This is a genomic window from Labrys sp. F242, assembly GCF_057813875.1.
In genome coordinates this window covers 63,429-75,529 of record NZ_JBVASG010000008.1, presented here as the reverse complement: position 1 = coordinate 75,529, position 12,101 = coordinate 63,429, and the positions used below count along the sequence as shown (strand labels likewise).

General features: G+C 64.2%; 14 protein-coding genes. 4 read left to right on the top strand and 10 right to left on the bottom strand.

Annotated elements, in window-relative coordinates; all coding sequences use genetic code 11:
- Positions 1 to 20 precede the first annotated feature (20 nt).
- The 10 genes from ACZYTC_RS31625 to ACZYTC_RS31580 form a co-directional block, all read right to left on the bottom strand.
- Entirely contained in the window at positions 21 to 1,139 is a 1,119-nt protein-coding gene (locus tag ACZYTC_RS31625; RefSeq protein ID WP_434960503.1) for an NADH:flavin oxidoreductase, read from the bottom strand.
- The gene (locus ACZYTC_RS31620) at positions 1,120 to 1,737 is read right to left on the bottom strand and encodes a nuclear transport factor 2 family protein (protein WP_434960502.1); all 618 of its coding nucleotides are present in this window, start codon (positions 1,735 to 1,737) and stop codon (positions 1,120 to 1,122) included. Before ACZYTC_RS31620 ends, ACZYTC_RS31625 begins: the two co-directional genes overlap by 20 nt.
- A 28-nt stretch (positions 1,738 to 1,765) precedes the next feature.
- Positions 1,766 to 2,224 (bottom strand): MaoC family dehydratase, encoded by a 459-nt coding sequence (locus tag ACZYTC_RS31615; protein WP_434960501.1) that lies wholly within the window; start codon positions 2,222 to 2,224, stop codon positions 1,766 to 1,768.
- 2 nt (positions 2,225 to 2,226) lie between these two features.
- Entirely contained in the window at positions 2,227 to 3,027 is an 801-nt protein-coding gene (locus ACZYTC_RS31610; protein ID WP_434960500.1) for an SDR family oxidoreductase, read from the bottom strand.
- Between the two features lie 22 nt (positions 3,028 to 3,049).
- On the bottom strand, positions 3,050 to 3,808 hold the full coding sequence (locus ACZYTC_RS31605; RefSeq protein ID WP_488991441.1) for an enoyl-CoA hydratase family protein: 759 nt from the start codon (positions 3,806 to 3,808) through the stop codon (positions 3,050 to 3,052).
- Between the two features lie 13 nt (positions 3,809 to 3,821).
- Positions 3,822 to 4,889: an NAD(P)H-dependent flavin oxidoreductase gene (locus ACZYTC_RS31600; RefSeq protein WP_488991440.1), complete on the bottom strand. Its 1,068-nt coding sequence runs from the start codon at positions 4,887 to 4,889 to the stop codon at positions 3,822 to 3,824.
- A 112-nt stretch (positions 4,890 to 5,001) separates the two neighbouring features.
- Complete coding sequence (locus ACZYTC_RS31595; protein WP_434960497.1) at positions 5,002 to 5,766, bottom strand: SDR family NAD(P)-dependent oxidoreductase; 765 nt, start codon at positions 5,764 to 5,766, stop codon at positions 5,002 to 5,004.
- A 26-nt stretch (positions 5,767 to 5,792) separates the two neighbouring features.
- Positions 5,793 to 6,329, bottom strand: a complete 537-nt coding sequence (locus ACZYTC_RS31590) for a nuclear transport factor 2 family protein (protein ID WP_488991439.1) — start codon at positions 6,327 to 6,329, stop codon at positions 5,793 to 5,795.
- 55 nt (positions 6,330 to 6,384) lie between these two features.
- Entirely contained in the window at positions 6,385 to 7,560 is a 1,176-nt protein-coding gene (locus ACZYTC_RS31585) for an acyl-CoA dehydrogenase family protein (protein WP_488991438.1), read from the bottom strand.
- Entirely contained in the window at positions 7,557 to 8,699 is a 1,143-nt protein-coding gene (locus tag ACZYTC_RS31580) for an acyl-CoA dehydrogenase family protein (RefSeq protein ID WP_488991437.1), read from the bottom strand. Before ACZYTC_RS31580 ends, ACZYTC_RS31585 begins: the two co-directional genes overlap by 4 nt.
- 206 nt (positions 8,700 to 8,905) lie before the next feature.
- Between ACZYTC_RS31580 and ACZYTC_RS31575 the strand changes: the two genes are divergently transcribed.
- From ACZYTC_RS31575 to ACZYTC_RS31560, 4 genes are all read left to right on the top strand, one after another.
- On the top strand, positions 8,906 to 9,673 hold the full coding sequence (locus tag ACZYTC_RS31575; protein ID WP_434960493.1) for an SDR family NAD(P)-dependent oxidoreductase: 768 nt from the start codon (positions 8,906 to 8,908) through the stop codon (positions 9,671 to 9,673).
- 103 nt (positions 9,674 to 9,776) lie between these two features.
- On the top strand, positions 9,777 to 10,295 hold the full coding sequence (locus tag ACZYTC_RS31570; RefSeq protein ID WP_434960492.1) for a nuclear transport factor 2 family protein: 519 nt from the start codon (positions 9,777 to 9,779) through the stop codon (positions 10,293 to 10,295).
- An 18-nt stretch (positions 10,296 to 10,313) separates the two neighbouring features.
- Positions 10,314 to 11,192, top strand: coding sequence for an SDR family NAD(P)-dependent oxidoreductase (locus ACZYTC_RS31565; protein ID WP_488991436.1), 879 nt, complete (start codon positions 10,314 to 10,316; stop codon positions 11,190 to 11,192).
- Complete coding sequence (locus ACZYTC_RS31560) at positions 11,189 to 12,079, top strand: SDR family NAD(P)-dependent oxidoreductase (RefSeq protein WP_488991435.1); 891 nt, start codon at positions 11,189 to 11,191, stop codon at positions 12,077 to 12,079. The genes ACZYTC_RS31565 and ACZYTC_RS31560 overlap by 4 nt, the downstream gene beginning before the upstream one ends.
- Positions 12,080 to 12,101 lie beyond the last annotated feature (22 nt).

Below are 12,101 nucleotides of genomic sequence, written 5' to 3'. Positions count from 1 at the left end.
TCGTCGGTGTCACAATCGTTTCAGATCAGCGTGTCTAGCAAATCCGACGTGTAACCCGGCCCCTGCTCCGCCCTGCCCTGCTTGACCCTACGCACCCAGGCCGGGTCGGCCAGCAAGGCCCGGCCGACGGCCAGAATATCGAATTCACCACGTTCGAGAGGCTTTTCGATCTGCGCCAGGGAAGCTGCCCTCGCCGCATTCAGGCCGGCTCGATCCAGTCCCGCCCCGCCGACGGCGATGACGGGCAGGCCGGCTATTTTCCTGGTCCAGCCGGCCAGCGTCATGTCGCCCTCCTCCGGAAAGGCGGGTTCCCACAGCCGCCGCGTCGAGCAGTGGAACAGGCTGACGCCGGCAGCGGCGAGCGGCTCGAGGATATCGGCAAGCTCGGCAGGCGTCTCGGCCAATCTCGCCTTGTAGTCCTGCTGCTTCCATTGCGAGTAGCGAAACGAAATGGGAAGGTCAGGCCCGACGCGGTCCCGGATGGCCTTGACCACCTCTACGGCGAAACGCGTCCGGTTTCGGCGGTCTCCTCCATAGCGATCAACACGGCGATTGGAGGTGCCCCATAGGAATTCGTCGATCAGATAGCCATGCGCCCCATGGATCTCGATCCCGTCGAAACCGATTTTGCGAGCAGCGCCGGCCGCGTCCGCAAAGGCTGCGATCACCTCGGCGATCTCTTGAAGCGACATTGGCCTCGTCGCTTCGGGATGGCCGGTAAACGCATTGAGGTTCTGCGATGGGCCCACGCCGGGCACGCCCGGTTGGGGGCCCATGGAGGAATTGCGGAAGCTGCCCGTATGCCAGAGCTGGGGAATGATCTTGCCGCCCACGGCATGAACGGCCGCGCAAACCCTGGCCCACCCGGCAAGCGCCGCCTCGCCGTGAAACCAGGGCACACCTTCGTAGCTGGGCGCCGTTGGATGGCCGATATAGGTGGCCTCGGTGATGATCAGCCCGACCTCATTCTCGGCCCGCCGACGGTAATAGGCGGCTACCTGGTCGTGCGGCACACCATCCAGACAGAAATAGCGAGACATCGGCGCCATCGCGATGCGATTGGCAAGCGCGAGGTTTCCCATGGCGAACGGCGCGAACAGCCGATCCCTTATGATGCCGTCAGCGCACGCGATTGCCACGGACTTCATTGCCTCTGCGCATGGTTTCAATGAAGGCCTCGAGCGGAGCGGGCTCCGGCAATCCTTCCTTCGCTGTCGAGCGAGCCCAGAACTCCTTCCAGGACGGGAACAGGTCGTGGAAGGAGCCGTCATAGGCGTCACGATCAGGCCAGCGCATCTTGCGCGGACCGGTGGGAGGCTTGTTGAGGTCGGTGGCGTACCAATAGAGCGGCTGGCGGCGGCGGAACAACCAGCGGCTGTCGCGGCGTTCATAGTGGTCGTAATACATCATCTGCATGATGACCCACTCGCCGCTGCATTCGTGCTCGTTCTTCGAATAAACGATGCCGACGGCGTTCTCGGTGTCGATGAACTCGATGATCGTCGATCCAACGTGATGCGACGTGCCCTCGAATTGCTGGCGCATCGTCTGGTCCAGCCAATTCCGCAAGGCTACGCGCCCCTGCCCCTGGCTGCCGACCTTGACGTCGGGCACGAACAGGCAAGCCATCGCGTTCATGTCGCGCATGTCGAGTGCCAATGAATATTTGGAGATCAACTGGCGGATCTCCTCGCGCGATTCCAGCCGATCGAGCCGCGCCAATATCGTTTGATCCATGGCCTGTTCCCGTCTCCAGCATGGCGGCTCAGAAATAGTAGCGGCCCGCGATGTCGGCGACACAGCCGGGCTTTGCCGTACCTTTGATTTCCACCGCCACCCGCAAGGTCGTCTGCACCGCATGGCCCGGCAGCAATTCGGCATTGATCAATTGGGCGCTTGCCCTCACGCGCGAATTGACTGGGACGGGCGCGGGAAAACGCAGCCGGTCACAGCCATAATTGATGGCCATGGTCATGCCCTCAGCCCGGAAGAGGTCGGGAAGGAAGGCATTGATGAGCGAGAACGTCAGATAGCCGTGCGCCACGGTGCAGCCGAACGGGCCGTCCTTGGCTCTCTCGACATCGACATGGATCCACTGGTGATCGCCCGTCGCATCGGCAAACATGTCGATACGCTCCTGATCGATGGTCAGCCAGTCGGTCTCCCCTAGTTGCCGACCGATCGCCGCCACCGCCTGCTCGGGCGAAGAGAAGACAAACCCCATCGTCACGCCCTCTGGCTGGAAACGGAGATGACCTCGCCGACCATGTAGCCGGCATAGTCGCTGGCCAGGAACATCATCACATTGGCGATCTCCCACACCTCCGCCGCACGGCCGAAGGCCTCCAGGCTCGCCAGGGCATCGAGCTGCTCCTGCGGCGCCGAGCGCTTGAGGAAGTCATGCATGGCGATGGAGGGGGAAACCGCATTGATGCGGACGCCATATTCGGCCGCTTCCACCGCCGAGCAGCGCGTGAAAGCCATGACCCCGGCCTTGGCGGCCGCATAATGCGACTGGCCCTTCTGGGCGCGCCAACCCAGCACGGAGGCGTTGTTGACGATGGCACCGCGGCCGCGCGGCTGCATCTTCCTCAGCACCGCCCGGGTCATGCGCATGGTGCCGGTAAGGGTAACATCGAGCACGAGGTTCCATTCCTGATCCGTCATCTCGATGACCGGCTTGAGACCGCCGAGGCCGGCATTGTTGATGAGCACGTCGATGCCGCCGAGCTTGTCCTCGGCGGTATCGACCAGAGCCTGGACCTGCTGCTCATCGGTGACGTTGCAAATCTGACTGTAGATTTCGACGCTCGGCGAATAGTGGCGCAGTTTCTCGGCGGCTTCGGCAAGGCGGCGCTCATGAATGTCGGAGATCATGATGGCGCGGCAGCCTTCCTCGATGGCCTTGCGGGCCGCGGCGAAGCCGATGCCGACGCCGGCCGCGGCGGTAATGAGCACAGAACGCCCCTTGAGCAGGCCATGGCCCGCCACATAAGCAGGCACTGGAATGGAATTGGCAGAGGTCATTTCCTAGGCATCCTGGAATTGGCTATTTCTTGAAATCGGCATCGCGCTTGGCGACGAAGGCGTCGCGCGCCTCCTGTGACTCCCGGGTGAGGTAGGCCTGTGCCGTGAAACCCTGTTCCCAACGGTATTTCTGCTCCAGGTCACCATCCTCGATGCCGTTCAGTGCCTCCTTGGCGAGGCGGATCATCACCGAGCTCTTGGCCGCGATCTTCCTGGCAAGATCAAGGGCCGCCGCACGCAGATCTTCGCGCGGAACGATCTTCTCCACCGCGCCCAGGCGATAGGCCTCGGCCGCATCGATCGGCTCGCCGGTGAAATACATCTGCCGAACCTTCTGAACGGGGAAGAGGCGCTGCAGATGCGCCCCGGCTCCCAAGGCCCCCCGGTCGACCTCGGGCACGCCGAACGTGGCGTCGGGCGAGCACAGGATGATGTCGGCCGATCCGCAGATGCCGATGCCACCACCCAGGATGTAGCCATGGGCAGCCACGATCACCGGCTTCAGGCCACGGTGCACGGCACGGAAGGTCTCCCAATTGCCGGCATTGACCTCGGGGATCCGCTCAGGGTGTTTTTGCAGCTCCTTGATGTCGACGCCGGCGCAAAAACCCCGGCCTTCGGCGCGGATGACAATCACGCTAGCCTGCGGATTGGCGTTGAGCCCGTCGATCGCCTGCGCAAGCGCGCGCCAGCCAGCGCTGTCGAGGGCATTCACCGGCGCGTTTTCGATCACCAGTTCGGCGATGCCCTCCTCGATCCGGATCCAGAATGGCTCGCTCATCGAAATTCTCCAGTCAGTTGGCGGCGACGCGTGTCGAGATGGCATCGAGCCGGGTCTGCGCCTCGCGCACGATACGGGCGATCAATTCTTCGCAGCTTTCGATCCTGTCGATCATGGCTGCGGCCTGGCCAGACGGCAGCAGGCCGATCTCTGCATTGCCGTCCACAATGCCCCGTCGCACCAGTGTCGGCAGGTTGGGCGCCATAACGGTCTGGGCAAAGCTGTTCTGCCCGCTCGACAGCACCTTGAAGGCAAGCTTGGCCATGCCGGCAAAGCCAAGACCGTTCTGCCGGCTCCACTGGCTTGCATATTTCAAGCTCATGGCGAGCCTGGTCGGCAGGCTCATGCTTTCCAGCCGCCGGATCTCGGCATTCTCGATGAAGCGTTGCGGCAAGCCGTCGACCGCGGTGGTGACACGGATCAATGCCGGATCCTTGGTCGCCAAATAGCGATCGAGCGCCGAGCGCGGCACGGGAGATTCCCGGGTCATCAGGAAGCGGGTGCCCATGGCGATGCCGACGGCCCCGTAGCCGAGGGCGGCGGCAAGGCCACGCCCATCGAAGAATCCTCCCGCGGCGACCACCGGCACCCTTACCGCATCGAGGACCTGCGGCAGCAGGATCGTCGTCGGAACCGCGCCGGTGTGGCCGCCGCCCTCGCCACCCTGGACGGTGACGATATCGGCCCCGAGTTCGACCGCCTTGACCGCGTGCTTGACGGCGCCGACGGTGGGCATGCAGACCACGCCGGCATCCTTGAGCCGCTTGATGGCCTTGGCATCGGGGCCGCGGCCATAGCTGACGGCGCGCACCCTGTGCTTGATGACCGCCGCAATGACTTCCTCGGCATTGGGTTGAAACATATGGAAGTTGACGCCGAACGGGCGGTCCGTCTTCGCCTTGATGGCCAGGATCTGGTTCTCGACATCCCCCGGCTCGGCGGTCGCTCCTGCGAAGAAACCGAAACCGCCGGCATTGCAGGTGGCGGCGGTCAGGCCGGCATCGGCAACCCAGCCCATGGCCGTCTGCACCACCGGATAGCGGCAACCCAGACGTTCGCACAGGACGGTATGCAGGCTCATGATCGGTTCTCTCTGGTACGATTGCAGCGACCACCCTGGGCGGCCGCGCTGCTTCACTTCAGATGATGCATTGCACAATCGGAAACATCGTCTGAATGAACTACCGTGGAAATCAGTAGAAGACCCGCCCGCCATTGACCATCAGCGTCTGGCCGGTGATGAAGCGTGACTTCTCGCTGGACAGGAAGATTACGGCATTGGCGATGTCCTCCGGCTCACTCAGTTCGCCCAGGGGGATCATGTTGCGCGCGCGCTCATAGGCATCCTTGGGAATGCGCTGCATGGCACGCGTATTGGTCGGCCCGGGGCAGACGGCATTGACGTTCACCTTGAAGGGGCCTAGCTCCCGGGCGAGCGCACGGGTGAAGCCCAGCACGCCGGCCTTGGCGGAGGCATAGTCGACGGTACCGATATCGCCATTCATGGCCGAGTCCGATGAGATCGAGACGATCTTGCCCGAACGGCGCTCACGCATGTCACCGACCACCTGCCGCGAGCACATCAATGTCGTCATCAGCGACACGTTGATCACGAATTGCAGCGTCTCGGGCTTGGCCTGCCAGAATTCGGAATAGTTTTCGCGCGCGGTCTGGCCGATATTGTTGAGCAGGATGTCGACTGCTCCCATCTCGCGCTTGATACGGGCAAAGCTGTCGACCACCGTTTCCTGGTTCGTCATGTCACCGACCAGGGGCAGAATCTTCGCCTTGTGCGCACTGGCCAGTTCGGCGGTTTCGGCCAGCGCATCGGCCTCCCGGTCGAGGAGGGCAAGATCGGCCCCCTCCTGTGCATAGGCAATTGCCGCAGCCCGGCCGATGCCGTTGCCGGCCCCCGTCACCACGGCGATCTTGCCGGTGAACTGCCTGTTGTCGGTCATGTCTTCCTCCCTGTCTATTTTCTGCATCAGCCGCCGTGACGGCCGAAAAGTGTCAGCATCGTGTAGGATGGATCATCGCCACCCGGCCTGCCGGGCGGACTGGCAGCGGCGAAATCGCCATAGGCCTCGGCCTCGACGGCACGTTTGGTCGACCAGTCGAGGGTGATCGAGCGCCTGGCGAAGCGCCAACGCCCATCATCGCGCCTGTAGCGATCGAGGCTGCGGCTGCCGGTGATCACCTCATGGGCATTAGGTCCGTGGGTACGGTGATAGTTGATCTTGTAGACCTCGCCCTCGGCGCGGTCGCCGGCTATCTCGAAGCTGGCATTGACCACGTAATGGGCAGTGGCGGCGTAATTCGACAGGGCCTTTTCGACGAAAGCCACATAGGTGCCGGGGCCACCGGCAAACATGTCGCCGTGGTCCTCGACGGCATCGTCGTGATAGAGACTGCGCAGCAGGTTGAAATCCCGCCGGTCGACGGCGCGCGAATAGGCCGTCACCAATTGCCGCAAAGCCTCGCGTGCAGCCAGTTCCGCCGGCTCCGCCTCCCGAATGGCCATCCCGTTCCTTCCTTCCGCCGAGGGCAAGGCTGCGCGCCCGCCGATCCGCAACACGTTAGAGGTTGCCGCGTGGTTCCCTGGGCATGCCGAGCCCTTGTTCGGCGATGATGTTGAGCTGGATCTCGTTGGTGCCGCCATAGATCGTGTCAGCCCGTGCAAACAGGAACATCTGCTGCAAGCGGTCGCGGCGCGGATCGGTGCCGACGAGGTTGGCATCCATGCGCAGGACGTCCATGGCGAGGCGCCCAAGATCGCGGTGCCAGTTCGACCATTGATATTTGTAGGTGAGGGCTTCGCGCTGCGTCGCCGCCGACGGGTCGTCGCTGAGGACCCACATGGCGAGATAGCGCATGGCGCGCAGACCGACCCAGGCCATTGCCACGCGCTGCCTGATTGCAGGCATACGGGCCGAGCCATTTTCCTTGGCCAGTTCGATGATCAGATCGAGTTCCTGCTGGAAGCTCATTTGCTGGCCGAGCGTGGAGATCCCGCGCTCGAAGCCGAGCAGGGCCGTGGCGATCTTCCAGCCGTCGCCCGGCTGGCCGACCACATGTTCGGGACTGGCGCGGGCACCATCGAAGAACACGGAGTTGAATTCGGCACCGCCGCTGATCTGGCGGATCGGATGGATCTCGATGCCGGGCTGGTCGAGCCGCATGAGCAGGAAGATCAGGCCATTGCGCCCAACCGAGCCTTCCTCGCAACGCGCCACCACGAAGATCCAATCGGACAGATGAGCGAGCGAGGTCCAGATTTTCTGTCCCGACACGATCCAATCCCCGCTGGCAGGATCGCGCCTGGCGCGGGTTTTGATATTGCCGAAATCAGAGCCAGCGCTGGGTTCTGAATAGCCTTGGCACCAGAATTCGGTGGCATTCAGAATGCCGGGAAGAAAACGCTTCTTCTGCGCGTCGCTCCCATAGGCGATCAGCGTCGGCCCCAGCAGCCCCTCGCCGATATGCCCGATCCGGCCAGGTCCGCCGGCGCGGCCATACTCTTCTTGAAAGGCCACCTGTTCGTCGACCGAAAGCCCGCGTCCACCATGGACCAAAGGCCAGCCAGGGCAGGTCCAGCCACCAGCTGCCAGTTCACGCTCCCACGCTTTGCGCAGTTCCGGCAGCACATCCCCCTCGCCGGAGCCGCCGCGATATTTCAGCTCGGCGAACCGGCCCGAAAGATGGCTCGCCATCCAAGAGCGCACCTCGACGCGCAGTCCCTCGAGATCGCTCATGACTGGCCTCCGTCACCGAAAAGTGCTGCGGCAATGCAATCGAGCTGTCTCTCGGATGAGCCGAGCAGGGCCGCACTCGCCTGGGCGCGCTTGAAATAAAGATGAGGGTCGTACTCCCAGGTGAAGCCGACGCCGCCATGCAGTTGGATGGCCTCCTCGGCGGCAAGGAATTGCACTTTCGTGGCGAGCACACGAGCGCCGGCGATCTCCCGCTCCGCCTCGACGGCACTTCCCGATTGCAGGGCGAGGGCAGCACCGAAAACCAGGGAGCGTGCCTCGGCGATATCGACGACAAGCCTGGCGCAGCGATGCTTGATCGCCTGGAAGGAGGCGATGGTTCGGCCGAACTGCACGCGTCCGGCGACATAGGCCAGCGTCGCGTCAAGAGCACCTTGCGCGGCACCGACCTGCTCGGCCGCCAGGCCCAGATTGGCAAAGGCCAGTGCCGGGCGAAGCTGCATGTCGGTGACGCCGCCATCATCGATACGGCCTTTCGCTGAAACCTCGACACCGGCCAGCTCCAGCATGGCGATGGGGCGTGTCGCATCGATCACTTTATGCGGCAGGACCCGTTGGCCCTCATCGCGCCCCAGCGCGAACAGCCCCGTGGTGCCGTCCTCGAGCTCAGCCAGGGCCAGGACGAGATCGGCCCCTTCGAGATCAATCACCTGTTCGATCCGGCCGTCGAGGCGATAACCACCTGGAATGATCCGCGCCCTGAGCCCTGCATTCGCTGCGGCCTCGACAGCGCCGAGGTCGGCATAGGCAACGGTAGCGGCCATCTCACCGGCTGCGATGGCCCCGAGATATTCAGCCTTGGCCGGCTCGCTCGCGGCCGACTGCAGGAGCGGCACCCCCACGCAGACCGTCGACCAAAATGGCACACAGGCAAGCCTCGCTCCGGTGAGTTCCTGCAGGATAGCGACCTCGGTGGGTCCCAATCCCAGGCCGCCATGGTCTTCGCCGATAGCCATGGCACACCAGCCGATTTCGCGTGAAATACGCTGCCAGAGCCTGGCGTCATGGCTGGCGCCGGCATCGACGACGCGCCTGACGGCCTCGGACGACGATTCCTCGCGCAGGAAGCGTTCGGCCTCCTCGCGGATCATCTGCTGGTCGGGTGTGAATTGGAGGAACATACAGTCCTTGGGGGGCAGGTGTTGGGCGGTCTCGTGCGCCGGGCCGGGCTCGATCTCGAGTGCCGCGGCGCATGCTCATTCATGACGAATGGCAGCGGCAAGGGCCAGCGGCATCGTCCAAATGTGGGATGCCCGACCTGCCCCGTGGCTGGTCTGCTGGGACCGGCGGCCGATGTGAGAACGCCGCCCCTGCAGTGGAGAAGGCCATGAATCCGAAGCGTTTCGTCGACAAGGCCGTGCTGATCACGGGCGCCGCTTCCGGCATCGGGCGGGCAACCGCATTGCGCCTCGCCAGCGAAGGCGCCGACGTGATCCTCGCCGACCGCAATCTGGAAGGGGCCATGCAGGTTCGCGCCGAGGCGGGCTCGCGGTTCGGCGTGCGGGCCGATGCACTCTTCTACGAGGCATCCGACACCACCTCGGCCCGGGAAATGATCAGCGCTGCCGTGGCTCTCCACGGGCGCCTCGACTGCCTCATCAACAATGCCGGCATCTACCGGCGCGACCATTTCGCCAAGCAGACCGGCGAGGAATGGTCCCAGGTCCTCGACGTCAATCTGACGAGTGTCCTTCACATCGTGCAGCAGGCCTTGCCGGCGCTGATCGCTGCGCACGGCAACGTCGTCTCCACGGCCTCGACCGCCGCCTTGCAGGGCATCGCCTATGCCGCAGCCTATGCAGCATCCAAGGCCGGAATTATCGCGATGACCAAATCGCTGGCAGCCGAATATGCCCCGAGGGGCGTGCGATTCAACGCGATCTGCCCCGGCCGTATCCGAACCGAAATCGCAGCGGCCCTCGCGCCCATCGAAGACCAGGATCCCGCCATCTCGGTCCGGCCCCCCAAACTCGCGGGCAAGACATTCGGCGAGCCCGAGGATATCGCCAGTGCCTTTGCCTATCTTGCCTCCGACGAGGCCTGTTTCGTGACGGGAGCCGTGCTGGCGGTCGACGGGGCCCAAATCGTGGGTTGACCCTGCCGGCGAGAATCACCGTCGGCCGTCATCCTCCAAACGAACGATGCCGCTGCGTCTTTCCTCGTTAGCAATGGTCCCTCAAGCAAAGCCGGAGACCGGAATGTCTCAAGTCGAAGATCGTGTTTCAGCCGAAGACCGCCTCTCAACCTTGGAATCGCGTATTCGGGCCTTGGAAGACCAACTCGCCATCAACAAATTGCTGGCCACCTACGGCCCGTCGGTCGACAGCCGGATGGGAGGCGTCACCGCTTCGCTATGGGCCGAGGATGGCAGCTTCGATTTTGGCGCGGCCCCGATGGTCGGCGCTCAGAAGGTCGGTTCCCTGGTCGATATCGAACCCCATATCGGCTATGTCGCAGCGGGCTGTGCGCATGTGATCTCCATGCCGCATGTCACCATCGATCGCGATACCGCCGTCGCAACCGGCTATTCCTGCGTCTACATCCACGAGGGTGACCGGTGGCGGGTCGAAAGGGCCGGCGCCAATCGCTGGGACCTGATCCGTACCGCCGCGGGCTGGCGCATCAAGCGTCGCACCAACCGTCTCCTGAATGGCCAGGCCGAGGCACGCGATCTCCTGTCGAACGGCGTCGCCGAGGCGGCGAAACCGCCGCGATGATGGCCGGGGGGATGTGACATGCAAGCACTTGCAGGCAAGGCGGTGATCATCACCGGAGCAGGCTCCGGCCTCGGAGCGGCCTATGCGCGCCATGCGGCGGCTCTCGGGGCCGCGATCCTTGTCAACGATGTCGATGGCACGGCGGCGCAGGCCACGGCCGAGGCGATCACGGGAGCCGGTGGCAAGGCCATCGCGCATGCCGGCGACGTGTCGTCCTGGCCTTACGCAGAGGCGCTTGTGGAAGCCTGCCTCGATGCGTTCGGCACCTTGACCGGCCTGGTCAACAATGCCGGCATCCTGCGCACCGGCAGGGTCCTTGACCTGACCGAGGCCGACATGCGCCGAATGGTCGAGATCAACCTTGTCGGCACCGCTGCCTGCGCCAGCCACGCCGCGCGGCGAATGCTCGCCGTCGGCACCAGCGGATCGATCGTCAATGTGGCGTCTGGATCGCAGGCGGGCGATATCGGGCTTGGCGGGTATGGCGCAACGAAAGGCGCGGTCGCCTCCCTGACTTATAGCTGGGCCATGGAATTGCGTGGCACGGGCATACGCGTCAATGCACTGTCACCCTTGGCGGAGACGGCCATGGCGGCGCAGAACAAGGCACTCATGGCCGAGCAGGCCGCCAATCGGCAGGTTCATTACACCACCCTTCCCGATCCGGAGGTCAATGCGCCCGTCGTGAGCTTCCTCCTGTCCGACGCCAGCAGCAGGATCAACGGACAGGTGGTGCGCATCGCCGGACGACAGCTTTCCTTCGTGACCCATCCCCTGATCGCCGAGCCGATATTGGAGGACGACTGGAGCTACGAGACGGTCGGCCGCGCCTTTGCGGAAATTCTCGCCGACAGGCAGCAACCACTCGGCCTCGGTTATGCGAGGTCTGCCAAATGAATATTTCGCCCCAGACACGCCCCGTTGCCGTCGTCACCGGCGCAAGCCGCGGCCTGGGGCGGGGCATCGCCGTCGCGCTCGGACAAGCCGGCTTTACCGTCTACTGCACCGGCCGCAGCGACAGCCGGGCGACCGGTCCTTGGGGCGGCACCGTGCGCGAGACCGCCGATGCGGTGAGCCAGGCCGGCGGCGACGGCATCGCCGCCATCTGCGACCATCTCGACGACGCCCAGACGTGCGCCCTTCTTCAGCGCGTCGACGCTGAGCAAAACCGGCTCGACCTTCTCGTCAACAACGCCTTCGCCATGCCCGACTGGGCTGTGCCGGACGGCAGGTTCTGGGAACGCCCCCTGTCGCTTTGGCGCGACATGATCGATGTCGGCCTGCGTTCGAGCTACGTCGCCAGCCATTTCGCGGCGCCCATCATGATCCGCCAGGGTTCCGGGCTGATCGCCAACACTTCCGGCCCGGGTGGCAAGGTCTATCGCCATGCCCTGCCCTATGGCGTGGGCAAGGCCGGCCAGGACAAGCTCGCCCATGACATGGCCGTCGAGCTGCAGCCCTTCGGCGTCGCCGCGATCTCGCTCTGGCCTGGCCTGATCGGCACGGAGCGCACCCTTGCCGGCATCGAGGCAGGCGGTGTCATCGGCGCGCAAGCCGGCGATCTGCCCCATATCGAAACGCCGTTCTTCATCGGCCGCCTGCTGGCTGCCATCGTCTCGAAAGGCGATGCGATGGCGCTGAGCGGAGGCACCTTCTATTCGACCGAACTCGCCGAGCGGTACGACGTCGTCGATGTCGACGGCCGACGCCCCGATACGAGACGTCCCCTGTTCGGCACGCCTCTCTACCACCCGCTGTCAGAGACGAGGAACAAGAACCACTGATGACTTTTTCTGTGCTTACGAT